Source organism: bacterium (assembly GCA_040755755.1).
Lineage (GTDB): Bacteria > SZUA-182 > SZUA-182 > DTGQ01 > DTGQ01 > DTGQ01.
Genome location: JBFLZW010000045.1, coordinates 56,229 through 81,521 on the forward strand (window position 1 = coordinate 56,229; position 25,293 = coordinate 81,521).

Sequence of the window (25,293 nt, forward strand, 5' to 3'; positions counted from 1 at the left end):
CACCTCCGCGTTATCGCTGTTTTTCCTGAATCTCTTTCTGTAACTGTTGAATAAAATCCTGAAGGTCTAACGCCCCCATCTGCTGGCCGCCTCTTCGCCGGACATTGATTTTCCCTTCAGCTCTTTCCTGCTCGCCGATGATAACCATGTACGGGATCTTCTGCATCTGGGCTTCCCGAATCTTGAAGCCGATTTTTTCGTTCCGTAAATCGGTCTCAACCCGGATATCCCGTTTCAGGAGCTCCTGTTGTATATTTTCGGCGTATTCATTCTGCCGTTCGGTAATGGTCATGATTTTTACCTGAACAGGTGACAGCCATAACGGAAAAGCACCGGCAAAATGCTCGATCAAAACGCCGATGAACCTTTCCAGGGACCCCAGAATGACCCGGTGCAGCATAACCGGCCGCTGTTTCTGCCCCTGAGCATCGATATAGGTAAGATCGAACCGCTCAGGCAGGGTAAAATCACATTGAATGGTTGCACACTGCCATGTCCTGCCCAGCTCGTCTTTCAGCTTGACATCGATCTTGGGTCCATAAAAGGCGCCATCCCCTTCGTTGATCTGATACTCGATGCCCTTGTTCTGCATGGCCATCTCAAGCGCCCGGGTGGCCCGTTCCCAGTCTTCATCGGTGCCGATGGACTCCTGCGGCCTGGTACTGAGTTCCAGAGAATACTCAAAGCCGAAAATGCCCATGACCTCGATGACAAAGTTCAGAACGTTCTGAATCTCTTCATTCACCTGCTCAGGCATGCACAGAATATGAGCGTCATCCTGAGTGAATCCCCGGACCCGGAGAAGTCCGTGCAGCACGCCCGATTTCTCATGGCGATAAACCGTGCCCAATTCGAAGTAACGGATGGGAAGATCCCGATAGCTTCGGATCTGGGAGCGGTAAATCAGCATATGGGCCAGGCAATTCATCGGCTTGATTCCATACGCCTGGTTATCTATCTCGGTAAAATACATATTTTGCCGGTAGTGGTCATAATGCCCGGAGTTTTTCCATAAATCGAGCTTTAACAGCTGAGGACCATAAACAATGTTATATCCCCGCTTTATATGCTCTTTTTTCTCGAATTCCTCCAGGATGCTCCGCAGCATTCCGCCGTGCGGATGATAGATCACCAGCCCTGCACCCGCTTCCTCATGAATGCTGAAAAGGTCAAGCTCCTTGCCCAGCTTGCGGTGATCCCGCTTTTTAGCTTCCTCAAGACGATCAAGGTAAGCCTTCAACTCCTTGGCTGTATCGAAGGCAGTTCCATAGATCCGCTGCAGCATCTTGTTTTTCTCGTCGCCCCGCCAGTAGGCACCCGCTATGCTCAGCAGCTTGAAAGCCTTGATCTTCCCCGTAGCCGGAACATGAGGACCCCGGCATAAATCGATAAAATCCCCCTGTTGATACAGACTGACACTCTGATCGGGGATATCCTCGATCAATTCGATCTTATACGGCTCGTTCCTGCTTCGGAATAACTCGATGGCCGAAAGCTTCGGCACCTCCTTTCGCTCGAAAGAAAGATCACGGTCCACAATCTCCTGCATGCGCTGTTCGATTTTTGCAAGGTCTTCCGGCCCCAGAGGTGTATCCAGGTCAAAATCATAGTAGAAACCCTCCTCAATGGCCGGACCGATGGCCAGCCGGGCATTGGGAAACAGCTCCTTCACCGCCTGGGCCATGACATGCGAGGTGCTGTGACGGAGGATTTCCTTCCCGTCAACAGAATCTAAGGTAATGACCTCAAGCCTGGCATCCGAGGAAAGGAGAAACCCTAGATCCACCGCCTGCCCGTCGATTTTTCCAGCAATGACCTGGCGGGGTGAAAAACCATCCACGGATTTCAGGAATTCCCGGATCGACGTGCCTTCCGGCACCTGCCGCATCTGGCCGTCATGCAATCTAATAGTGATTGTTTTCATAAGCTCTTAGGGATTTTACGTAGAGAGAAAAATATCAACCATGAAGCTACTTCAGCAAGGCTTCTTCAGTTTTTACTACCGGGACGGCCACTCTCTGGCCGTCCCTCATCATTCTGCCAGTAGGCACGGGCGGTCTCGAACCGCCGGCCTCTACCGCGTCAAGGTAGCGCTCTCCCCCTGAGCTACGTGCCTGCATTTACTCATTCTATAGAATATCTCGATCTATGTCAATAACATTTTTTGTATCATCTCTCGATAAAAGGTAACTACTGAGGCATAAAGACACAAAGGGACAAAGACACAGAGATAAATTTGGCTTTAATTATCACTTTTTGATATAATATTACTAGACTGAACTTCATACGATATTTCAACTTTCTGATCCGATTATCACCTGACATTCTTTTCCTTACCACAGGCATTTTATTTTAAAGAACAGGCATTATCAAGAAAGGAGCGTTGAATTATGAGTACAGGCAATACAAAATTATATGCAGCAGTCTTGTGTTTTCTGGTTTCGCTTTCGGTTTGCTCACTCGGCCATGCGGGAACAATTTACTGGGGGCTTCCGAGCATCTACTCTTCCTGGGGGCCGGGTAATTTCATTGCCGGGAGCATCGGCAATATGACCGCCCGCGCTCAGGGGGCCTATGCCTTCACCGATTATGCCAGCGCCTGGGGGCTGAGCAACTGTGCAACCGGCGGGCTTCTCGGTGCCGGAGCCATGAACCCGTGGACACAGATGTACTCGATGTCACCGATGTTCGGCTATAATTCACCGGTATTCACCAACCCCTGGCTGACTTCCTCTACCTTCTCCCCTTATTATTCAATAAGTTATCCTTACACCTTTGCCTCCCCTGCTTACTCCCTGCTCACCTCTGGCTATTCTTATCCATCTACCTATAGCTATCCGGCTTTCGAATTTGCCCAATGGCCGACCCTGAGCTCTCCCCTGCCAGCCACCTCGACGACTGCAACCACGACGGCAACCACTACTGCCACTACTGCCACTACTACCACAGCCCCCTAGAGCCGAAAAGCGGATTTTGACCAGCAAACAAAGCGTCACCGACCCAAAACATCGTTGATGATAGTGACCGTATACCGAAGTGTTTCGTTAACGGCTTTCTGCATTTCCGCAATGCGGATCCGCTGATTATATTCGAAGTAGTCGCGGATACAGAACCAGGGGACATAGGGATCGAGAATCGTATATTTTATGCTGGAATCTCCCCCGGTTCGATCATCGAGCTGATACCAGTAAGGGGGCCACTCGTTTCCGGAGAACTGGTTTTCATCGGACAGGTGCTCATGGACCTCTATGACTAATTTTATCCGACCGGGAAACCGGGTGATGAACCTGCGTATCTCCCTGCTCGAAGCAGGGGAATTATCGCCGGTAAGAATATCATTGTTGGTAATCTCCAGAAAGAGTACCCGCCCCCCGGGATCAGCAACATGCTTTTCAAATTCAGCCTTAAAAATCTGGCCCCAGGGTTTTTCCAGGTAATGGTACCCTACCACAATCAGTGCGTACCCCGGACCTGCAGCCTCAATTCTTCCCTCATACGGAGTAAGGCGGTTTCCTCCGACCTGATAAGTACAGGAAGTCAGGCCGAGGAATCGCTCCCGCTCTTTCAATATCCTTCTGGTAGCCTGGATCGGAAGAGATCTTTCCGGCGACTTGGAGGAAAGAAAACTCCGATAGGCCAGCCTTGAGCTGTCCATGCCCTGGCCAAAAGAAGCCGGTGCAGTTAAGAAACTCAGGGCAAGGGTAATAGTTATTATGTACAGCAGTATCTTCGACATGGTATTGATAACCTGGAACCAATGAATAGTTGAAAAACCGCTTGCGAGAAATGCCTGGCCAGCCAGCGGGCGCAGGATAGATTACTCAAGGCATATTGCGGGTATTTTTATGCAATAGCCATGCCAAAACAGGAAGAATCGGACACAGTGGCTGATCAGACAGTTTTTTCAAGGCCCAGCCGAGGGATAACGATGAATTGAATGCACGGAAGGCCGGCTCTTTTTCTCGAAATGTGTTCAAAAAAGAGAAGCCATGCTCAGTATCTGAACAATCTCTCAGACTGAAAGCAGACGGATAGCGGTCAGGGCCTGTTCAGAGGCTGGTATGGATATTGCCTCCTGACCACAGGGAAGAAGCATTATTTCACTTTCCAAACCTGATTCAAATTGTTTATAATTTATGATATTCAAAACTGAATATTTTTTACCTTATCACCGTAAGCAGGGAGATTATATATGGGCAGGAAAAGAGAGCTCGCTGTCAGTGTTTTAGTCTGTCTTGTATTGCTCGGCCCGGGTTTTGCCGGGCAAATGCCTTGTGCCTTTGGCCGCGATTTGCGCATTCCTCGGGACTATCCCCGCATCCAGGAGGCAATTGATGCATCTTCTCCGGGAGACCGGATTATGGTAGCTGAGGGAAACTACCCGGAGCAGGTCCGGCTGAAAGCGGGAATTACTCTGGAAGGGGGCTGGAACAAGCAGTTTACCCAGAGGGACTGGAAAAAATACCCGACCGTCATCGATGTCAAGGGGAAGAATGGATGGGCGATCTTTGCCGCCAGCGATACGGTTTTAGATGGCTTTATCGTTCAGAACGCGACCCAGGTGAAGACGGAAAAAGAGGAGTACGGCAGCGGCATTTACTGCCTTTCAGCGCAGCAGGTAATCATCCGGAACAATACCTTTCGGCAGAATGAGCCCAGCGGGATATATGCGGGCGACAGCCAGGTAACCATCATCGGAAACCACATTCTGAACAATGTCAAGGCCGGGATACATCTGGAGAAAGGATCGACCCTGGTCGTTCAATCAAATATTATCGAGGGCAATAAGGAGGCGGGGATTTCCTCATTAAGTAAGGTCCCTAACCGGATCGAGGTCTTCGGGAACCGGGTTTTCCGCAATGGCCGGGGCGGCATCGACTGCCAGAATGCTACCGGGAAAGTTTACAACAATATTGTTTATGAAAATAAGGAGGCTGGTATCCGGGGCTGCATCTCTCCCCTGGAGGTGATCAACAACACGGTTGTCAGGAATGGGCAGGCCGGAGTATCCATGGATGACCAGAGCAGGGAGATTACCATAAAAAATAATATCTTAGTTTTCAACGCCGAGTCAGGGATCTCATCCGCTCAGCGAGGCTACAGCCATAACCTTTTATTTGCCAATACGGGAGAGGAATACTGCGACCCCAACCTTCTGCCCTGCATCCGCAGTCAGCATGCAGGATATGAGGATGAAGAGAGTTACCGGAAGATCGGACAGATCATCGCCAATCCCCGGTTCGTGGATCCCAACAGCCACGATTATCACCTTTTGCCCGGCTCCCCGGCCATCGACGCGGGAGACAGCAACCCCATCTATGCGGACAAAAATTTCCCCCCCTCCCTGGGTTCCGAGCGAAACGATATGGGTGCCTATGGCGGGCCTTACACCGTCGCAGAGGAGCGGAACAAAACGAATCGCGCCCCCCTGCCCAAGGCTGAAATCTCCTCCCCGCTCTTTGCCGGAGATACCGTCCGGCTGGATGCATCCGCAAGTCAGGACCCTGACGGTGATATGCTGAAATATGAGTGGGCTCTGCTCTCGGCACCTTCGGGGAGCACGGCCAAAATTTTCCGGTCCGACAGGCCGAAAACCACCTTTCAGGCGGACCGTGCGGGGGAATACCGGATCAGCCTGAAGCTCGTGGATCGATGGGGAGCCAGCGGAGAAACCACCCTGGTGGCCAAAGTCCAGAAGAACCATCCTCCCACCGCCTATGCGGGTGAGGATCTTGAATCGGTCAGTATGGGAGATACGATCAAACTGTCCGGTGATGTCAGCAGTGATGACGATGGGGACCCCCTTACCTACCGGTGGCAGTTTGCGGCCCGGCCCCAGAAGAGCCAGGCCCGGCTTTCCGATCCATCATCCGCCTCCCCCTCGTTTACGGTTGATCAGCCCGGCTGCTACCTCCTGCAGCTTATGGTAAACGATGGCCAGACAGACAGCCAGCCGGATGAAATCGTGATCAACACCGTCTATGCGTCGCCCGACAAGATCCGGCACGTACCGGCCCAGTACCCCACCATCCAGAGTGCCGTCGATGCAGCTCAACCGGGAGATACTGTCCTGGTCCAGGCTGGAACTTACCGGGAAAATGTCTATATCGACAAACTGCTCAACCTGAAAGGTGTCAACTGGCCGGTGATCGATGGAGGGGGTAAGCCGGGAAATGTGGACACGGTAAAAATTGACTCTCTGGGTGAGCAGGCCGGACGGATCGAAGGGTTTGTAATCACCGGCGGAGGCTCAGGCCCGCTGGCACATGGACTGAGCTCCTGGGACTCTTCCCCCACGATCTGCAATAATCAGTTTACCGGAAATCTCAATAACGGCATCGGGCTGCACGGCCGCAGGCTGCTGTCCGAAAAGGCGCAAGTCTATGGCAATATCGTCTATGGGAACAAAGGGGGCATCGGTAATGGACGGGGCGGCTGCGCCCATATTCACCACAACTATGTGTTCCGTAATTCGGTCTTCGGCATCGGCTGCCGGGGATTCTCCGCTCCCCGGATCGAGCATAACCACATCTTCGAAAACGATATCGGCGTCGGTATGCGAGAGGTTTCCTCACCCCAAATTGTCGGAAACTTAATTTATCATAACAAGCGCGGCATAACCTTAAGCCCGGTATCTACAGTCAAGGCTTCCAAAGGAGAGGATATCCTGATCTATAATAACCTGATCTTCCAGAATCGGGAGATCGGTCTGTCGGTTACTTCATTTAATCTCTCCCGGGTGATGATAATCAACAATACGATCGATTCCAATGGCCGGGAAAAACCGAGCCGCCGGGCAGGCGGCATTATCCTGGGGTGGCCCTGGCCAGCCACATTTGAAGCTGTAATCCAAAATAACGTCATCACCAATAACACGGGAGCAGGCATACTGAATTACCCTGGCCCGCAAGACCTGCGTGGAACAGGTGATGCGGTCCAGGCAGCCCAGGGAGAAACGAAAGAACCTGCACGGCTGGGAGGAGCAAAGGTCGCCCTTGCCCGCAATAACCTGTGGAACAATACCGAGAATTACTCCGGATGCCTGACCGGAGATGGAGATATCTCGCAGGACCCCATCTTTGCAGCCCAGGGCAGGCAGCCTTGGGAGCAATATTTCCTCAGCCAGACCGATGCCGGACAGTCGCAGAACAGCCCCTGTGTGAACGCAGGCCTTGCCAGCACTACCGCGGCCCCGTACCTGGCCGGACACACTACCCGCGTTGATTTACAGCCGGATACCGCCGGTCCGGACCTTGGCTTTCACTACTTTCCCGCTGATTGCGGCCAGGACCTGCCCTCTCTGGTCAGGGAAAAACTTGAGGGGCAGGCCAAATGATTGTGCCACAAGGTTGCCGTGGATTTACTACCTTGGAAGTATCAACCATTTCCATTGACATTTTTAATTGGAATCTCTCTACCGGACACTTTTGAGGTAACAACCGCGAATGAACGCGAACTGAACAACGAGGACTCGATAATGAAGGCAAATCAAAAGAATTTATCAGCGTCTATTCGTGTGCATTCGCGGTTGATTACAGGAATTGAAAAAAAAGTGTCCGGTAGCGAATATAAAAATTAATAAAACTAAATGCCAATCTAACCATTTAATCTTCTTCCGGCTTCCAACTCTTGATTCCTGGCTCTTCTTGCACCAAAGTTTGAACAAAATTTCTATTGTACGGGCAGTAAGGGCCTACAAGTGCAGGGATTCAGTTTCGGGAGGAATTCCCGGTGGTCGTTTTCTGCCTGTTGAGCCGATCTAGGAATAGTCAGGAAGAGAAACTAAACCTTTCTCAGTCTAATTCAGTCTAATGTGGTAAAGCATGACGACTTCAAATCCACATGATATCCCTCATATTCAGTGTTCCCCGGACTCTTCTTCACAAGCGATGACCTCCAGGGATCAGATACTCGTGCAGCACAAGGGCGGGCATCGGGAAAGCAGCCGGCAAGAAAAGATAAGCTTTTCCCCTTTCATGGCCGGAGCTTGTATCCTTGCCCTGTCATGTGGTGATTTTCTGGCTGCCCTCGAAATTGTGGGTATTCTCGGATTCAGCATGCTCCTTGAAAGCCATGCGTCCCGGAAGCTTTGGAAAGCCCGGCAGGAAGCCCTCAAGGGGAATGCCGCAAATATGCTTATCATGGTTGAACGAGGAGCAAAGGGCGGGAGTGAAATTTCCGCCAGTCAGGCCAATCTTACACCGGAGGTTAATGCACCCGTGAGCATGTTCTCGTTTACCCGGTATCCGCCCATAAGACGAGCCGATGAACTGAGGCAACAACTGGTGGGGCTGGGTACTCTGGCCATAGCGGGAACCTTTCTGACTTCGCAGGATTCCTCCAGGGCTTTTTCGGTCGCGCTGGCAGTTGCCTGCCCCTACGCCACAGTCCTTGCATCCTCGGCTGCATTTACCTGTGCTCAGGCTGGTGCAGCCCGCAGCGGCATTCTTATCGAGAGCGGCCTTGCTCTTGAGAGATTTGGGGAGGCTGACAGCCTGTGCTTTGTCCAGACTCCCGTTTCGGGCTCGCATCAGGTGAGTGAAGAGGTTCTGCGCTGCCTCCGGAAGGAGGGGGTGCAGATGATTGCAAAAGCGCAGTGGCCCCAGGAGGCCATCGAGCTGGCTGACATAACCCTGGTGGATGCCAGCTTCGAACAACTGCTGTTCATCCGGCAACTGAGCCATAAGACTCTCTGTATCATGGAGCAGAATCATTGGCTGGCAGTTGCTGCCAATATTGCCGAGCTTGCCCTTGAATTTGGAGATTGCCTCACTCCCCTGACGGGCAATCTCCTGCACCTTGCGCGGGGTCTTGGAATTATGCTCAATTCCATCCGGTTGCTGAAGTGGAAGCCCGCCCGCCAGACTCAAGGAGCGAGATGAATCACTTCGCTCTTATGGGAAAGACGACACGGCAGTGTTGTATTTCTCCCGCAGAGACGCTGAGACGCAGAGGGTATCATTTTCGGTTATTCTCTGCGCCTTTGCGTCTCTGCGGGAGATCATTCTTCCATCCTTGAATACGGGCCATCGGATGTGTGCCACGTATCCCATATGAGCGAATCACTTTTGATAATCATAATGAATTCGGGGATCGATGAGAGTATACGACAGGTCCGTGAGGAGATTTACCAGGACATAGCTCATGGCTACGACCAGAACACACCCCTGGATCAGGGGATAGTCCCTGGTGTAAATGGCCTGAATGGTCAGCCTGCCGAGCCCTGGCCAGGCAAAAATCATTTCGGTGATGATCGATCCGGTCAGCAGGGCACCGATTTGCAGCCCGACAATAGTGATGACCGGAATAAGGGCATTTTTCAGGGCATGCTTCAGAATAACCTTCCAGTATGGCAGCCCCTTGGCCCTGGCGGTAACAATGTAATCCTCCTCCAAAACGTCCAGCATACTGGAGCGGACCATCCGGGTCAGGATAGCGGACATGGATGTGCCAAGGGTAATGGCCGGAAGGACAAGGTGCCATATTCCGTCCCTGCCGGAGATCGGCAGCCAGCCAAGTTTCAGAGAGAAGAGAATGATCAGGAGAGGGCCGAGCCAGAAGTTTGGCATGGAAACCCCGATCAATGAGAACAGTAAGGCTGCATGGTCGAAAAGGGAATAGTGCTTCAGAGCACAGATAATTCCGAGGGGAAGGGAAATCAGCAGGGCGGTCAGGATAGCTGCCAGCATCAGCTCCAGGGTCGCCGGATACTTTTTCATGATCAGAGACAAGACCGGCTGCTGTGAGTGCAGTGACCTGCCAAGGTCTCCTTTCCCCACCCTTGTGAGAAAATCGAAGTATTGCCGGATGATCGGTTTATCCAGGCCAAGCTCATGGCGCAGCAGTTGTTTATCCACGGCCTGGGCATTTTCTCCCAGCATGATATCTACCGGATCTCCGGGAATACAGTGAATGAGAAAGAAAACCAGCGTAACTACCCCAAGAATGCTGGGAAACAGCCAGAGAATCCTCTTTGCCAGATAGTTGAGAAGCATGGACCTTCACCCCCACCCAACATCCCCCCTCAAGGGGGAGGAGTTTATTGGATGCTTCAATGCAACGCGGGGAACATCTGTGAAATTATAGCTTGACTTGAAAAGATATCCTATTATAATCTAAGGAGAAATGCAAGCAAAAGTGCAGGTTGAAACTCGATTCCCCCAAAACCCCGGAAACAAGGAGTAAGATACCATGTGTATCGCCGTTCCCTGTCAGATTGTAGCGATTCACGATTCGACGGCCATTGTCGAAATTGGCGGCATTCGCAAAGAGGCATGGCTGGACCTGTTGAGTGAAGCGCAGGTCGGAGATTATGTTATTATTCATGCCGGATACGCTATCCAGAAACTGGATGCCGAGGATGCCGAGGAAACCCTCCGCCTTCTGAGAGAATTGGCCAACGCTGAGGAAAATGACCAATGAAATATCTTGACGAATTTCGTGATTCTGTCATTGCCGGGCAGCTCATTGAAAAAATCAGGCACCTGAGTGCCGGTGTCAATCGGAAGCTGCGGTTTATGGAGGTCTGCGGCAGCCATACCGTTGCCATTTATAAAGCTGGAATCAGGGGCTTTTTCCCTGATATTGATCTTATTTCCGGTCCCGGCTGTCCGGTCTGCGTCACCAGTACCCGGGATATCGACCGGGCTGTCAAGCTGGCCGGGATGCCGGATACCATTGTGACCACCTTTGGTGACATGATCCGGGTTCCGGGCTCGATCTCCAGCCTGCAGAAAAAGATATCCCAGGGGGCTGACGTCAGGATTGTCTATTCCCCCCTCGATGCCCTGCGGGTCGCCCGCGAGAACCCTGCCAAAAGGGTGGTTTTTCTGGCCGTTGGCTTTGAAACGACCGCACCGGCCATTGCAGCCACGGTTTTACAGGCAGCGAGGGAGAATTGCGGGAATTTTTCCGTGCTCTCATATCATAAGGTGATCCCTCCGGCCATGAAAGCGCTTCTGGCAGGGGAGGAAGTGCTGATCGACGGCTTCATCTGCCCCGGTCATGTGAGCGCCATTATCGGCTCGAAGCCCTACGAATTTATCTCCACGGAGTATCATCTGCCGGCGGTGATAACCGGATTTGAACCCGTGGATATCCTCCAGGCCCTCTACCTGATGATGGTGCAGATCAGGGAAAACCGTCCGGCGGTGGAGGTCCCGTATTCACGGGTCGTAAAGCCGGAAGGAAACCCTCTGGCGGTCCGGAAGCTCCAGGAGGTCTTTCAGCCCGCCGATGCACAGTGGCGCGGCCTGGGAGTGATTCCGGAGAGCGGGTTAGTGCTCCGGGAGCAATTTGTCCGCTACGACGCCATGCGGCAGTTTGACCTTTCGGTCGAAGAGAAACCCGACCCTCCCGGCTGCGAATGCGGTCTTATTCTCAAGGGATTGAAGAAACCCGCAGACTGCCCCCTGTTTGGCCGTGCCTGCCACCCCCGGCATCCCGTGGGTCCCTGCATGGTTTCGACCGAAGGCAGTTGCGCCGCAGCGTATAAGTATGGGAGAAGTTAAACTATGCAATGTTGCTGCTATACTATAAACGGCTTGGAACTGAACTTTTCCAGAGGAGTCAGGAGTCAGAATTCAGAAGAAGGTATGGGCCATCTTAAATAAGGAGTTCTTTTACCTTCTCCTGACTGCTGACTCCTGACTGCTGACTGCTGACTGCTGACTGCTGAGCAAAAAGTTCAATATTCACCCGTTCGCAGTATAGTATTACAACGAGACTTTTCTGTGGTGATAGAGGAATGGTCATAATACATCACCCCCACCCAGCCTCCCCCCTCAAAGGGGAGGAACATGGAGGCTCCCTCCCAAAGGGGAGGAGTTTAGAAGGCGACTCCCTTCCTCCTATGTGAGGGAAAAGGAAAAAGACCACATGTAGGTAGGGTGGGGCTGCTTTTTTACCCCACCAAATACCGCACGCGATCTGTTGGTCGAGCCTAACTGGCCGCAGATTTAGCGCGACGTATAATAAGCTATAAACTGGTGGATATATGTGGGTATAATAATGATTGATGTAAAGACGGCTGCAAACAAGGCTTACGAATATTTTCGTGATCTGTATGCTGATAAGGACTTTAGTGCGGTTCTCCTTGAAGAGGTCGAATTAACTGACGACCAGAATTTTTGGCTTATCACCCTGAGTTACTTGATGCCAGCTATGGATCCGCCTCAGTTGTTCGGTACCGCACCAAAACGTGCCTATAAGATATTTACCATAGACGCCAATACTGGCAAAGTTAAGTCCATGAAAATACGGACTATTAAATAACAATGAACTGGTTCTCTTGATCAGTCAAGGAATATGTATGGACGAAAAAAGAATCCTGCTATCTCATGGAAGCGGCGGCCTTATGAGCCGCGAGCTTATCGAGCGATACCTGGTCAATCGGTTTGAAAATCCGATGTTGAGCCTCATGAATGATCAGGCTGTTTTCCCCTCACCCTCCACCCGCCTGGCCTTTACCACTGATTCCTATGTCATCGATCCGATTTTTTTCCCCGGCGGGGATATCGGCAGGCTGGCGGTGTGCGGAACGGTAAATGATCTGGCCATGTCAGGGGCTGTACCCCTTTATCTCAGTTGCTCCCTGATCATCGAGGAGGGGTTTTTGTTTTCCGATCTGGAGCGAATTCTCTGCTCCATGAAAGAGGCCTGCGAGGAGGCGAAAGTACAGGTTGTCACCGGCGATACCAAGGTGGTGAACCGGGGCGGCATGGATAAGATTTTCATCAATACTTCCGGCGTGGGGGCCCTTGCCGACGGGCTTCACATCTGCGGTCACAGGGCGCAGACAGGGGACAAGGTGCTGGTGAGCGGCTTTTTGGGAGACCATGAAATCGCCGTTCTTTCGCGGCGAAAGAATCTGGAATTCATTACCCATGTGCTGAGTGACTCAAGCCCGCTGAATCTGGTGGTCGGGCCACTTGTCCAGCAGGGGCTGGGTCAGTACCTGCATGCCATGAGAGATCCCACCAGGGGCGGGCTGGCCACGGTCCTGAATGAAATCGCCGATCAGTCGCAGGTTGGCATTCTGATCGAGGAAGACCTTGTCCCTGTCCGGGATGAAGTCAGGGGAGCCTGTGAAATCATGGGCTTTGATCCCTTGTACCTGGCCAATGAGGGCAAACTGGTGGCTTTTGTGGACAGGGAAAAAGCCGGCGAAGTCCTCTCGGCAATGAGAAAAACCCGCTATGGCCGGGATGCCCGAATCATCGGAGAAGTCATGGCTGAGCCCAAAGGGGTGGTAACCCTGCGCACATCCATTGGCGGAACCAGAATCCTGGATATGCTGGCCACGGAGCAGCTTCCCCGGATCTGTTAGCATGTTCCGAAGGGCTGGATAGCAAAGCAAAGAGGTAGGATAATTTGAAAGCATACATAAAGACATTCGGCTGCCAGATGAACGAGCATGATTCCGAAAGGATGCGCGGGCTGCTGCTCAAGATGGGATATACGATGGCCTCTGACGAGGAGGAGGCTGACTTTATTCTGATCAATACCTGTAGCATCCGGGAAAAGGCGGAGCAGAAAGCCTTCAGTCACCTGGGGCGGCTGAAATTGATCAAATCCCGGAGGCCCGACCTGCGGATCGGCATCTGCGGCTGCATTGCCCAGCGGGAAGGCAGTCGCATCATCCGCCGGGCTCCTCACGTAGACCTGATATTCGGTACGAAAAATATCCACCGGCTCCCTCAACTGATTGAGAAAATGCTGGCCACGCGGTTCCGGGTGGTTGAAATTTCCGATGACCGTGAGCGCTGGCAGCAATTTGGCTGCGAGATCGAGCGGGACAATCGGGTCAGTGCCTGGGTCACTATTATGCAGGGGTGCAATAACTATTGCACCTATTGCGTTGTGCCCTATGTGCGGGGAGGCGAATGGAGCAGGCCTGCGGAAGATATCCTGGCCGAGATCACCGGGCTGGCTGCCCGTGGTTATAAAGAGGTGACTTTGCTCGGCCATAACGTCAACTCCTACGGCTGGAGGGGAGCGGGGCAGGAATTTGATTTCCCCAGGCTCATCCGGGCTATTGACAGGATACCGGGAATTGAAAGGATCCGCTTTACCACTTCTCATCCCAAGGACTTTTCCGAACGGCTGATAGAGGCCCTGGCGGATTGTCCGAAAGTTTGTGAGCATATTCATTTGCCTTTCCAATCCGGGTCGGATAAAATTTTAAAGAGCATGAATCGAAAATATACGGTGGCCGAATATCTGGATAAAGTGAACCTGCTGCGGGCCAGAATCCCCAAGGCTGGCATTACCAGCGATGTTATTGTGGGTTTCCCTGGAGAGGAGGAGGAGGATTTTCAGCAGACTTTGCACTTGATCGAGTCGGTTCAGTTTGAAGGGCTTTTCACTTTTCTCTATTCCAGGCGGCCTCAGACTGCTGCTGGAAATTTTCCCCGGCAAATACCGAATAATATAAAGCAAAAGCGGTTTGAAATCCTGCTGGAAATCCAAAACCGGATCAGCTCCGAACGGAATGAAAGTCTTGTGGGGACGCAGCAGGAGGTACTGGTTGAAGAGGGGATCACCGCACGGGACTCACAATCGGGGGAAGAAGGTCTCCTGCGCGGCAGGACCCGGATGAATAAGATCGTAGAGTTTACCGGCCGCCGCGATCAGATCGGGACGCTCCGGAAGATTGCAATCACCAGGGCGAACAGATTTAACCTGGAAGGGGTAATTGTTCCATAAAGAGCTTGATTTATCGTTACCCGGAGTGATAACATATAATTATTATCAACTAGAAAAAAAGGAAAGTTGAGATAGGGAATTACGGGGTATTATATTTTATTAAGTATATGAGAAGAGGAGGTCGATGGAATGCTGCTTGTGGAGATGAAAGTTCGTGGAATAACCCTGGATCCAGTGACCAACATGCCGATCATTATCTTACGGGATCTTGAAAATAAGAAATCCTTGCCAATTTGGATTGGGATTTTTGAAGCCAATGCTATAGCCTCGGAAATGGAAAAGTTATCTCCTCCCCGTCCCATGACCCATGACCTGCTGAAAAATCTGATTGACGGGTTGAAGTCAAAAGTTAAACGAGTCATCGTGACGGACTTGAGGAACAATACTTTTTTTGCTACTATTGAGCTGGAAAGAAATGGCACGGGTGTAGCCATTGATTCCCGTCCGAGTGATGCCATTGCTCTCGCCCTGCGTGCCAATGCACCGATTCTTGTTTCGGAAGAGGTCATCAAAAAGGCAAAGACTATCGATATGACCCAGGAAAAAGATATTGAAGACAAAGAAAAACTGAAAGAATGGCTCGATAAGTTGAAACCGGAGGATTTTGGCAATTATGAGATGTAACCGAGTATGGCAAGTATGAGCTGTAAGGGTCATACCTGTTGAAAGGCGAAGCTGACTACGCTGGCAAAAAAAAGGGGTCGTTTTGGGTTTACTGGTTTCCGGTTGCAGTTTATATGTCTCTGATTTTCTTCCTGTCATCCCAATCGAGGCTCCCTATACCCGCCCCTCGTATACCCTATGGAGACAAGTTATGTCACTGCCTGGAATTTGCTGTTTTGGGTTATCTTCTGATGCGTGCCCTGATTCATGGAGGTTACTCCCGGATTCCCCAAAATGCATCCCTGCTGCTGGCTATCGTGATTGCCGTTTTATTTGGATTGACCGATGAGATTCACCAGGTTTTTGTCCCCCTCAGACAGTCAGATATGTTTGATCTCCTGGCAGACGGCCTTGGGGCCACCCTTGGCGCCTGGGGAGCTCTTTTGATAAACTGGTTCATCATTCGCAGACAAGAAAACATGCGCAGACAAGGAAAGGATCACCAGTGACTCTGAAAGCGATATTTTTTGATATTGATGACACCTTTTATTCAACTTCCGAATTTGCCAAGATGGCTCGCCTGAATAGCGTTTATGCCATGATTGAAACAGGCCTCAAGATGAGCATCAGCGAGTGCATTGAGGAGCTGCGTGAGGTGATCGAGGAATTCGGTTCAAATTTTGGCCATCATTATGACCGGCTTCTCCTGCGGATCCCGAAAGAAAAATATGGTGATGTGAATCCGGCTATTATCGTGGCCGCGGGGGTGGTTGCTTACCATGAAACGAAATATAAAAATTTAAAACCCTACGAAGATGTTTCCGAGGTGCTGCGGATTCTCTCCACAACCGACCTGGTGCTGGGAGTTATTACGGCCGGTTTAATGCATAAGCAGGCAGAAAAACTCGTACGGCTGAAGATTTTAAAATACCTGACGCCGAATGCGATCTTTATCACCGATCAGATCGGGATCGGGAAGCCCAATATAAAACTTTACAAGAATGCCCACAAGAGCCTGGGATTAAAAGCTGAGGAGTGTATGTATGTCGGCGATAATCCGATTACGGACATCGACCCTCCCAAGAACCTGGGCATGATTACCGTTTTAAACCGGCGCAGCGGCAAGTATCTCGAAGTAAAAGGAAAAACAGAACCCGATTATCTCATTCATGACATGTGGGAACTGCTTGATCTGCTGAAGAAGGATTTTGATATCAGGGTGGAATAAGAGAAGGGGAATCGGCCACAGAAGCCCCCGTTCCCCGTTCCAAATCTATCTTGCCGGCACAAGACCCATGATACCGACCCCGACCACAATCAGGTAAATGGCGATAATATTGGGTTATGGAAACTCTTCCTCTTTATTTCTCCTGAAACCGGGAGATTGCCTGGTCGCAGGACTTTTGTAAGTCATCCACAGCCGTATCGAGCCCGGCCTTGAAATTTTCCCAGGAATCCTCGCCTGCCGCTTTCAGTTCATCCAATTTCTTTTGCGCTTCTTCCCGTTTTACTGCCAATTCAGCAATGAGCTGATCCATTTCAGCTTTAGTATCTTGGGCCGCGTTTGCAGCCTTGTTTTTTAACTCAGCCATCTTATTATCATATTCAGTTAATCTTGCTTCCATCGCCGTCTCATACTCCTGCTTTTTCTGAGCCAGGGTGGATTCGATTTTCTCTCCAATTGTATTGGCATCCTGTTCGATTACTCCTACCGGCCTGTTGCCTTCAGATGGCATATTGCCTTCCTGCTGTTCGATCGTCTCATTCTTCTTGGTACAAGCGGTAGCGGTCAAGAGGCCGATACACAAAACCAAAGAGAAAAGTATCATGGTAAAAGATTTATATTTCCTCATACATCTCTCCTTATGAATTTAGCCATATTATTTTCCGGTTATTTCCTCATGTTCTATGATTTTTAATCTTGATTCCTGAATTCTGACTCGCCTGAATTCCTCATTATATTACTCAAGATCGTATTCTTAGTCGATATCCAGCTACCCGGCCTGATTTTTTTAGGGAGAGAAGGTTGGGGTGAGGCTCTTTGCTGACGGGGTAATCCCTACGGTAATACCATTGACCAACTCCTATCAAACGCGATGGAGACGCACAGTGCTGGCTGATTCTTCCTGATATTGGAACCCGGGGGCGGCGGTGACACTGGCCAGGAACCAGAAGAGCAGGAGATATGGACAGTTTCCCCCCTCCCAGGCGGAAAAGACAAGATTTGTGGATAACCAGAACGACAGGGTCGGATTGATAAATTTCCGGTAACTGCGAAGATAGGTATACAGCCCGATGCTTTCTCTGGCCAGGTCGCCGGCCTCCCAGGGCAGGGCAGAAAGAAGGGCTATTGGCAAAGAGCAGCGGGAATCGAAGGGGAATGCGGGGGAAAATTCATTGAGGAAGGAAAGAACAACCTTCTGAAACGGGTGCTCGCTGACAGGAAAGAAAGCGGGATCGACCAGCGATTCCTCCCGGCTGGCCAAAGCCTGGTTGAATGCTTCAGCTACTTTCGTGAACCGGTCTACGCACCCCTGCGGGTTTTGCCCCTGCAGGGAAAGAAGCACAGATGCCAGTCTGCGGTCTCTCTCTGCCAGGAGGTAATTTTTTTCCTTCAGGATTTTATTGATTGGCCAGAGGTGATGCCGGCGGGATTCATCACCCAAAACCAGCATGAGCAGGGAATCCCAGGAAGGGTCGGCTTTCGGTGGACAATTCGAATTTTTTTTCAACCGTGCTATTACCTGAACGCGGGACCGTATCTGTTCATCCGGGCAGTTCTCCAGGGTCAGGGCTAAAGCCAGGGCAAGGGTCTCATATCTTTTTTCCAGTCCCAGGTTTTGCAGCAGATCAGCGATCCTTAACATTCTGACTACAGCTTCCTCTGTGGGCTGGTTAAATTTGATAATCATAGCCAGCCAGAGGGAAAACTGGTCCCGTACCAGGGCAGCCTGGCTTTCATCAATCCATTCCCAGGCAAAACTCCAGCCAATGATGGACTCAAGCTTTTGCTTTTCCAGAAAAAATATGTTGGCTGCCTCCGCCGGATCATCATAAGGGGGATGATAGGGAAAAAGAGTCACGGCAACCAGCCACAGATAGGGTAAGCTCTCGGCAGGCTGGCCTATGGAGAGCGAATAGAAAAAATCCACGACCCTGTTCAGTCTGTCCAGTAATTCCTCATGCGGGGGGAAGAGGGGCAGGACAATTTCCAGAACCCGGATCACCCGGAGAAATGGGCTGGCGGGGGAACCGGAATGAGGGAAATCAGGGTATGGGAAGCCGGGACAGGGGGCGGAAGGGTAAATAACATATTCTATTCTGACTGGCTGATGGCATCCGGAGCACTGAAAATCCAGGTGGAAAGCTTCCTTATGAAGAATTCCCTTCTCTTTTTTTGAATTCCCCTTTTGGGGACTGAGCTTTTCAGGCTTCTCCGCCGGGGAATCTTCTTTCTCCGGCTGGGCTGTTCGGTCAAAGAGCAGCCGGTAGAATGATCCTTCCGCACAATATGACGAGGCAGAGGAGGCCAGACAATTTTTGGTAAAATCGGTAAGGGCTAATGGAGTTTCCTGTTTACAGACCGGGCAGGTGTAAATGGAAGATCTGCTGCATTCCCGGTGCGAATTCTCAATCTGATCGAATTCTGTTCGGCTTAACCTTTGTTCCGGTTGTTGGGATAAAATTTCCATACCTTTCTTGTCGGTATGGAAGGGCAATAAATTCTGAAATTATTTTATTTGTTCTCAAATCACAACCATTGCCTGGGCAATCTCCCCGGCCTTTTGCCTGCCGAAAAGCTGCTCAACCAGTTTCAAAGCAAATTCAAGGGCGGTTCCCGGCCCTCGGCTGGTAATACACGTGCCATCCACGACAACCCTTGACTCCACTGCGCTGGTGTCTTTCAGGTATTGGACAAAGTCAGGGTGACAGGTCGCCCGCCGCTGATCCAGGAGGCCATGATGCTGCAAAACGACTGCCGGAGCGGCACAAATGGCTGCATACAGCTCACCCCGCTGCTGCTGCCGATGTAAAATCACGGCCAATTCATTCGAGTCCCGAAGATGCTCCGCTCCCGGCATCCCGCCCGGCAGGACAACAAGATCATACGTTTCATCCAGGCAGTCTGCGATGAGCTTGTCCGCTACCAGCTTCACTCCCCGTGAGGCAGTGATCTGCGGCCCGTCAACCGAGGCCACGGTCACCAGAGCGCCCGCCCGCCTCAAAACATCGATGATGCTTACTGCCTCCAGTTCTTCAGTGCCGTCGGCAACCGGCACCAATACCTTTTTCGACATATCCGTCTCTCCCCTTAATCACGTATTTATTACTGCCTCTCAGTATTTCCACCCTCCGGGTGCTCTCACTCCCGTTCGGTGTTTTTTACCCTCCAGATTGAGGAAGGCGCTTGAATGATTACCTGCTGCTCATTCAAACTGGCGGGTAAACTCGCTAAAAAGTCTTCGAAGCTCATCCACTTCTGCGCGAAGGTCTGCGACCTGCTGCTCAAGTTCGGCGATCCGTTCATTTTCGGCGCGGACCTCAAGGGTTGCTCTTTGAGGGGGAGGGAGGCCCTGGCCGCATTCCCCCTGCTCTCCTTTGACCTCACCGCACAGCAGATGAGCATAGCGGCTTTCCCTGCATCCCGCCTGCCGGGGAAGCTTCACCACGAATGGCCCGCCTTCGTGCTCCGCAAGCTGCTGCAAAGTTTCCTCCACCTCGGAAAGATCCCCGAACTCGTGAAGCCGGGCAGTGCGTCCCCGTATTTCACCTGGGGTCTGCGGCCCCCGCAACAGAAGAACACAGAGCACCGCCACCTGCGGGGGAGAAAATTCAAACCGGCTGCCGATCCCGTGGGCATATTTTGGCACCCGCCCCTCGGCCGTATTCCTCTGCCAGACAAGATGCTTCTGCTGCAAACCTTCAATGGCCCGGACAACGCTTTTTTCTTCGAGGTTCATGACCGGCTCTCGATTTGATTTCTGATTGCAGGCACTGATAAGGGCATTCAGCGTGAGCGGATAATATTCCGGAGTGCTCATTTCCTTTTCAATCAATGCGCCGAGCACCCGGGCTTCAACCGAAGTCAGGACAATATCCATGAATCTCTCCTCGAATTGCTTATTGAATTTCTTCTCAAAGATCTCTCTGCCAGGACAAGACATCTCCTTGAGCAATCGAACATATTCTACTGAATCCTGGCTTCCGTTGCAAGATGAAGATATGAGCTGCCGATTCAGCGTAATAATCCTGCCAGGCCACCGTCTAGCAAGAGAATTACGAAGATACCGATTACATCAATTGGTCCATCCCTCTCAAATTTTATGAGGTGAGAAAAGCAAGTGAAAAAGACAAGCATGGAAAGTAAATTGTACTCCGTTTTGGAAGCACTGGATATCCGGCCTAAAAACCCTGCCGGAGAAAAGGCTGCCCCTGATGGAGGAAATAGTCAGCATACTGCCAAGCAAAAAAAGTGCGATCACCAGTGTGTTGACTGTTTTTTACTCTTCTGTGAGGAGCCTGCTTAGATGACCGTACAGATTACCGGCAAGATTACCATAAATCAGGAGGGATAAAGATGGCCGGGGTATCAGTCATGAGAGAGATTATCCGGGATATCAGTCAGAAGAGAGACTATTTATGAGAATTGTGGCTTTTGGCGATATTCATGAACGTACTGCCAATATCGGCAAAATTGAGGGTATCGATGGAGCTTCTCTGGTAATTATTACCGGAGACTTGACCAACCGCGGGGGGATTGACCAGGCCAGGGGAGTTATCGAGCAGGTAAGGCGCTATAATTCCAGGATCTATGCCCAGGCAGGCAACATGGACCGGAAAGAGGTGGAAAGTTACCTCGTCGAGCAGGGAATAAGCCTTCACGGCCGGGGGTACATGGTTGCAGAGGATATCGGCATATTCGGCGTGGGAGGATCGAGCCCGACTCCCTTCAATACCCCGAATGAGCTTGATGAGGAAGAGATATTGTCCATTATTCTTCAGGGGTACCGGGAGGTCGAAGATGTCATCCTGAAAATCCTGGTCTCCCATGCACCTCCGCGAAACACGGCGGTTGACAGGGTTTCCGGCGGCCAGCACGCGGGAAGCAGTGCGGTAAGGGAATTCATCGAAAAGTATCAGCCGCAGGTATGCCTCACCGGGCATATCCATGAGGCCAGGGCGCAGGACCGCATCGGACGGACAAAGATTGTCAACCCCGGGATGCTGGGCAACGGAGGGTATGTGGAGGTGCACCGGGAAGGAGCATCCCTGAACGTGGCTCTGAAGCAGATACCGGGAATTTCAACTTCCCGGTGAGCTTCGATGGGGGCTGAACTTTCCCCTGGCGAACTTTCCCCCTGATAATCCTGATCCGCCTCCCTGTCCTTGGCCTGATCCTGCCGCCAAGATGCCTGATGTATTCAATCAGGACATCTCGCTGGAATACCGAAGTATCATACCTGTCAATGGCCTTGCGCAGCACCCTGTAGCCATCCCCGCCAGCAGCCAGATATGAATTGGTCGCCACCTTGTATATTTTGCCTGAATCGATCGGTTTTCCGTTGAGGAGGGCACGTTCCATCGTGCCAGCCGGATGATTGACGATCAGATTTACTCCCTCGGATACCTGCGGGAATCCGCCCCGTCCGATTTCGGTGGCCATATGGCTCAACAGGGAGTGCACATCGCGACCCCGCAGGGTTACAACAACCACCGAATTATCAAAGGGGAGTATTTCATGGATCGTCCCTCTGACAATCCGGCCTGCAGGAAGGGCAGCCCGGATGCCTCCCCCGTTCTGAATGGCAAAATCAGCCCCCAGCTTTTTGGTATACCACAGCATGGAATCGGCAACCAGGTCCCCCAGGGCGGTTTCCTCATCTATCCCGGTCCGGTTGAGAAACACCCCTTCAGCCTGGCCGATGATTTCTGACAGGAGTGAGCCCAGTTGTTTAACGTAGGGCTGCAGTAATGACAGAAGCTCTTTGTCCTCTTCCACCCCCTTATTGGTGACCAGAGAAGCGGCAGTTGCATCGGGCACTTTTCCGGCTGCTTTGAAACCCGCTTTTTTGGCAACTACCGGTATGGCCTCAAATCGGTAATCTATAACCTTCCGGTCACGAATCCACAGGTCAATCCTGCCCAGGACAAGCCCCCACTGCCAGGCCTGAACGATAAGAGTGTTATGGTTTGAGGGAAAATTTTTTACCACAATCGGCTCATCCAGCCTGGTATGAGAATGGCCATCGACAATAAGGTCGATGCCGCTCACCTGCGAGGCCAGCCGTTTTGAGCCCCTCTGAAAAGACTCATGGATGCCAAGGTGAGCCAGGACAATAACGATATCAGTCTGTTTCCTCAGCTCCGGGACCAGTTTTCTGGCAACCTGAACCTCGTCCTCAAAGATCAGGTCCTTGATATGTTCCGGATTGCAGATGAATTTGGCCTCCCTGGTGGTCAGACCGAGAACAGCCACCCGAAAGCCCGCAAATTCCTTGATAAGATAAGGTTGGGCGAGGTATCCGCCATTCCTGGTCTTGATGTTGGCGGAGAGAAAGGGGAAATGGGCCTGTTTCATCTGCTCCTGCAAGACAGTGGCAGGATTGTCAAACTCATGGTTTCCCAGCACCAGGGCGTCGTAGCCGATGAAGTTGTACCCTTGCAGGTCAGGTCTGGCCTTGAAAAAGTTTGACTCGGCCCTGCCGGTGTTGAAATCGCCCGCGTCCAGGAGCAGGACGTTTTTGTTCTCTTTCCTGATCCGTCTGACCAGGGTAGCCCGTGCCGGAAGGCCCCCGACATCAGGGTCAGGATAATGATAGAATTTAACCGGATGCCCATGAGTATCGTTGGTATGGAGAACCACCAGATGATGGACGGGAGATCGGGGGTTTGGGGTGAGGGGTTGGCGCTGTTGAGTGGAAGGAATCTTCCGGGCAGGATTGCTGGAGACAGGGATGAGGATGGCAGGCAGCGCCAGTATCAGGAAAAAGGCAAGCTTGCGGATTTGCTGCCTCCCGGCTGATTCTGCCTTCACTGCCTGTCCTTCATAATGGCTGTCTATCTCCTTTTTCCCAGTTGGCTAGACTATAAAACCCAGGCATCATTCAAGCCAGGACGCAACCTCCGTTGAATACCTGCAGCCCGGATATTACGAAGATTCGTGAGGTAAGTCTTCAATTCATCCATTGATTATTTCTCTTTATAATTCAGCCCGATTGCCTTGCCACTCATCAACTTCAGACTGTGCCTTATGCCTGGCCTACCAAATCAACCTGAGCAAAACTTTTAATCACCCGAAAATGGCTATCACGGGAAAATATCATGACCTTATTCTGGTGGGCCAGAGTTGCCAGGTAGCAATCCGCCAATCCGATCGTGATCCCTTGCCCTCTCAGGTGATTGGCCAGGAGACCGGCTTTTTCCCAGGTATAGCTTTCATTAACTTATTTAATAGAATCCAATAGTTTTAAATAGAAATCAATTTGTTTGACAAATTAAAACAATATGATTAAAATTATATAGCTCTTTGAAATCAAAAGTATGAGGTTTCGGTAAATAGGTTACTGAGTAAAACTTTTGCCGATAAAGAATATATTTTCCAAGTAAAATGTACCGTGTACATAATTGGGAAAATGAATCACAGATTCAATCAAAATAGGATATTTAAGTACAAAATTGTGATTGTATCAGGGATATCCAGAATAATCTCAATCTCTTTTGAGCCTCTTGCACCCTGAAGCAGTTCAGCTATAACCAGACGGCAGGTCCCAATCCGTCCCTCTTCCATGAGATTATCGACCTGGGAAAGGGAGGGATCTTTCTTCCTGAAATAATCAATCCAAACAGACGTGTCTACCAGCACAAGGTTACCCAAGGCGGTGATCTCCATGCCGGATTTCATCTGCATCCTGGGTGAATTCAAGGTGACCAGCCATTTGCCGTATTCTTTCCTTTTTGCGGCTTTTGATCTCATCCTGAATGGCCAGGATGACTGCCTGAGTCTTGTTTTTTGCCCCGGTTGCCTTGACCAGCTCATCAATAAGGTCACGGGGAACCGTCAAGGTTGTCCGCTTCATCGGCTTCATCGATAAATCCTTTCATCCAAGGATGTAGGTTTCCTTACCATAACCATAGAATTGAGATCAAATTATATGCTGCCATCGTCAATAGATCAAGCTTATTTTATCATGTTCTCCGGATTATTGTTCGGCCTGCTTATGACACGATTTGATCTTCAGTTTTGCTGTCAATTTTTTGCACTTTTCTTTGACATTATTCCCCTCGCCTGTTTATAATATAAAAGGTTAAAAAAAGACGATAAGTAAAAAATTTATTTATCATCTAATAAGTAAAAAATATATAATAAATAATATATAGAAAGAATGCAGTAAAGAGAAGGTGACAGCTCAATCTGCTATTTCCTCAAGCAAAAATTTTCTGCACCCATAATTTCAACACTTGAGTCGTATGAAATTTCAAGCTCCCCCTGATCATTGGCAAGAATTTATCTTATGTCTGGCTTTCCATATGATACTGCCATTATCTCCTCTTGGGCTTGAGCTATTATTTACCCAGAAATTAAGCAATACATCATTGACGATATGTGCTTCAATATACTCTGTATCTATTGGGTCTTCTTCGCGTAACAGGCTTTTGTTTGGTCTCGCTATTTTTAGCGGCATGATATTCGCCTCGATGTTTGGAGTAGCGATTAAAAATAATCAAGTACCTTTTTGCAAGCTTCTTTGTCTATTAGATATTTTCAGTATATTTTTATTTCATGGCATAGAAAGGTATTATCGCCATGTAGTAAACGAAAAACCCTATTGGGAGTGGATACCAAAATCATAGGCAACCGAATAATACCATGCTACTGAAATGCTTTACAGGAGAGCTGATATGGAATGGTTATTTACAATTTTGCCGATTCTCGGTGTAGCATCAAGCGTAAGTGCTGTTATAATAAGCCTTCAGGAGACTAAG

General features: G+C 50.6%; 24 protein-coding genes and 1 tRNA gene. 14 read left to right on the top strand and 11 right to left on the bottom strand.

Annotation, left to right across the window (positions count from 1 at the left end; genetic code table 11):
- Positions 1 to 10: 10 nt before the first annotated feature.
- Together thrS and AB1611_14390 are read right to left on the bottom strand one after the other, a co-directional pair.
- Positions 11 to 1,924 carry a threonine--tRNA ligase gene (thrS, locus tag AB1611_14385; protein ID MEW6380779.1) on the bottom strand — a complete coding sequence of 638 codons (1,914 nt, stop codon included), beginning with the start codon at positions 1,922 to 1,924 and terminating at the stop codon, positions 11 to 13.
- 120 nt (positions 1,925 to 2,044) lie between these two features.
- Positions 2,045 to 2,116 (bottom strand) — tRNA-Val (locus AB1611_14390).
- A 274-nt stretch (positions 2,117 to 2,390) separates the two neighbouring features.
- Between AB1611_14390 and AB1611_14395 the strand changes: the two genes are divergently transcribed.
- The gene (locus tag AB1611_14395) at positions 2,391 to 2,957 is read left to right on the top strand and encodes a hypothetical protein (GenBank protein MEW6380780.1); all 567 of its coding nucleotides are present in this window, start codon (positions 2,391 to 2,393) and stop codon (positions 2,955 to 2,957) included.
- A 35-nt stretch (positions 2,958 to 2,992) separates the two neighbouring features.
- Here AB1611_14395 and AB1611_14400 read toward each other — a convergent pair whose 3' ends face one another.
- The gene (locus AB1611_14400; GenBank protein MEW6380781.1) at positions 2,993 to 3,736 is read right to left on the bottom strand and encodes a hypothetical protein; all 744 of its coding nucleotides are present in this window, start codon (positions 3,734 to 3,736) and stop codon (positions 2,993 to 2,995) included.
- 456 nt (positions 3,737 to 4,192) lie between these two features.
- Here AB1611_14400 and AB1611_14405 point away from each other — a divergent pair, with 456 nt between their 5' ends.
- Entirely contained in the window at positions 4,193 to 7,336 is a 3,144-nt protein-coding gene (locus AB1611_14405) for a right-handed parallel beta-helix repeat-containing protein (GenBank protein MEW6380782.1), read from the top strand.
- A 553-nt stretch (positions 7,337 to 7,889) separates the two neighbouring features.
- The gene (locus AB1611_14410) at positions 7,890 to 8,882 is read left to right on the top strand and encodes a hypothetical protein (GenBank protein ID MEW6380783.1); all 993 of its coding nucleotides are present in this window, start codon (positions 7,890 to 7,892) and stop codon (positions 8,880 to 8,882) included.
- Positions 8,883 to 9,062: 180 nt separating this feature from the next.
- On the opposite strand, the gene nikB is transcribed toward AB1611_14410, so the two are convergent.
- Positions 9,063 to 9,995 (bottom strand): nickel ABC transporter permease, encoded by a 933-nt coding sequence (gene nikB, locus AB1611_14415; GenBank protein MEW6380784.1) that lies wholly within the window; start codon positions 9,993 to 9,995, stop codon positions 9,063 to 9,065.
- A gap of 196 nt (positions 9,996 to 10,191) precedes the next feature.
- Between nikB and AB1611_14420 the strand changes: the two genes are divergently transcribed.
- From AB1611_14420 to AB1611_14455, 8 genes are all read left to right on the top strand, one after another.
- Positions 10,192 to 10,422 (top strand): HypC/HybG/HupF family hydrogenase formation chaperone, encoded by a 231-nt coding sequence (locus AB1611_14420; GenBank protein MEW6380785.1) that lies wholly within the window; start codon positions 10,192 to 10,194, stop codon positions 10,420 to 10,422.
- On the top strand, positions 10,419 to 11,510 hold the full coding sequence (gene hypD, locus AB1611_14425; GenBank protein MEW6380786.1) for a hydrogenase formation protein HypD: 1,092 nt from the start codon (positions 10,419 to 10,421) through the stop codon (positions 11,508 to 11,510). Before AB1611_14420 ends, hypD begins: the two co-directional genes overlap by 4 nt.
- A 499-nt stretch (positions 11,511 to 12,009) precedes the next feature.
- Positions 12,010 to 12,273 (top strand): hypothetical protein, encoded by a 264-nt coding sequence (locus AB1611_14430; protein ID MEW6380787.1) that lies wholly within the window; start codon positions 12,010 to 12,012, stop codon positions 12,271 to 12,273.
- Positions 12,274 to 12,310: 37 nt separating this feature from the next.
- Positions 12,311 to 13,327, top strand: coding sequence for a hydrogenase expression/formation protein HypE (hypE, locus tag AB1611_14435; protein ID MEW6380788.1), 1,017 nt, complete (start codon positions 12,311 to 12,313; stop codon positions 13,325 to 13,327).
- A 44-nt stretch (positions 13,328 to 13,371) separates the two neighbouring features.
- Positions 13,372 to 14,706, top strand: a complete 1,335-nt coding sequence (miaB, locus tag AB1611_14440; GenBank protein ID MEW6380789.1) for a tRNA (N6-isopentenyl adenosine(37)-C2)-methylthiotransferase MiaB — start codon at positions 13,372 to 13,374, stop codon at positions 14,704 to 14,706.
- A 132-nt stretch (positions 14,707 to 14,838) separates the two neighbouring features.
- On the top strand, positions 14,839 to 15,330 hold the full coding sequence (locus AB1611_14445; protein MEW6380790.1) for a bifunctional nuclease family protein: 492 nt from the start codon (positions 14,839 to 14,841) through the stop codon (positions 15,328 to 15,330).
- A 113-nt stretch (positions 15,331 to 15,443) separates the two neighbouring features.
- Positions 15,444 to 15,818: a VanZ family protein gene (locus tag AB1611_14450; GenBank protein ID MEW6380791.1), complete on the top strand. Its 375-nt coding sequence runs from the start codon at positions 15,444 to 15,446 to the stop codon at positions 15,816 to 15,818.
- Complete coding sequence (locus AB1611_14455; protein ID MEW6380792.1) at positions 15,815 to 16,537, top strand: TIGR02253 family HAD-type hydrolase; 723 nt, start codon at positions 15,815 to 15,817, stop codon at positions 16,535 to 16,537. Before AB1611_14450 ends, AB1611_14455 begins: the two co-directional genes overlap by 4 nt.
- A gap of 133 nt (positions 16,538 to 16,670) precedes the next feature.
- Here the strand turns inward: AB1611_14455 and AB1611_14460 are convergent, their stop codons facing one another.
- The 4 genes from AB1611_14460 to AB1611_14475 form a co-directional block, all read right to left on the bottom strand.
- On the bottom strand, positions 16,671 to 17,162 hold the full coding sequence (locus AB1611_14460; protein MEW6380793.1) for a hypothetical protein: 492 nt from the start codon (positions 17,160 to 17,162) through the stop codon (positions 16,671 to 16,673).
- Positions 17,163 to 17,396: 234 nt separating this feature from the next.
- Entirely contained in the window at positions 17,397 to 19,001 is a 1,605-nt protein-coding gene (locus AB1611_14465; GenBank protein ID MEW6380794.1) for a hypothetical protein, read from the bottom strand.
- 54 nt (positions 19,002 to 19,055) lie between these two features.
- Positions 19,056 to 19,607 (bottom strand): DJ-1 family glyoxalase III, encoded by a 552-nt coding sequence (locus AB1611_14470; protein ID MEW6380795.1) that lies wholly within the window; start codon positions 19,605 to 19,607, stop codon positions 19,056 to 19,058.
- Positions 19,608 to 19,736: 129 nt separating this feature from the next.
- On the bottom strand, positions 19,737 to 20,411 hold the full coding sequence (locus AB1611_14475) for a YceH family protein (protein ID MEW6380796.1): 675 nt from the start codon (positions 20,409 to 20,411) through the stop codon (positions 19,737 to 19,739).
- Positions 20,412 to 20,666: 255 nt separating this feature from the next.
- On the opposite strand from AB1611_14475, the gene AB1611_14480 reads away from it, so the two are divergent.
- The gene (locus AB1611_14480; protein MEW6380797.1) at positions 20,667 to 20,837 is read left to right on the top strand and encodes a hypothetical protein; all 171 of its coding nucleotides are present in this window, start codon (positions 20,667 to 20,669) and stop codon (positions 20,835 to 20,837) included.
- A 112-nt stretch (positions 20,838 to 20,949) separates the two neighbouring features.
- Entirely contained in the window at positions 20,950 to 21,627 is a 678-nt protein-coding gene (locus tag AB1611_14485; protein MEW6380798.1) for a metallophosphoesterase, read from the top strand.
- On the opposite strand, the gene AB1611_14490 is transcribed toward AB1611_14485, so the two are convergent.
- From AB1611_14490 to AB1611_14500, 3 genes are all read right to left on the bottom strand, one after another.
- Positions 21,521 to 23,344 carry a 5'-nucleotidase C-terminal domain-containing protein gene (locus AB1611_14490; protein ID MEW6380799.1) on the bottom strand — a complete coding sequence of 608 codons (1,824 nt, stop codon included), beginning with the start codon at positions 23,342 to 23,344 and terminating at the stop codon, positions 21,521 to 21,523. The two genes, AB1611_14485 and AB1611_14490, sit on opposite strands and share 107 nt — an antisense overlap.
- A 615-nt stretch (positions 23,345 to 23,959) precedes the next feature.
- Positions 23,960 to 24,199 carry a PIN domain-containing protein gene (locus AB1611_14495; protein MEW6380800.1) on the bottom strand — a complete coding sequence of 80 codons (240 nt, stop codon included), beginning with the start codon at positions 24,197 to 24,199 and terminating at the stop codon, positions 23,960 to 23,962.
- The gene (locus tag AB1611_14500) at positions 24,177 to 24,395 is read right to left on the bottom strand and encodes a DUF2191 domain-containing protein (protein MEW6380801.1); all 219 of its coding nucleotides are present in this window, start codon (positions 24,393 to 24,395) and stop codon (positions 24,177 to 24,179) included. Before AB1611_14500 ends, AB1611_14495 begins: the two co-directional genes overlap by 23 nt.
- A 382-nt stretch (positions 24,396 to 24,777) precedes the next feature.
- Between AB1611_14500 and AB1611_14505 the strand changes: the two genes are divergently transcribed.
- Positions 24,778 to 25,161, top strand: coding sequence for a hypothetical protein (locus AB1611_14505; protein MEW6380802.1), 384 nt, complete (start codon positions 24,778 to 24,780; stop codon positions 25,159 to 25,161).
- Positions 25,162 to 25,293 lie beyond the last annotated feature (132 nt).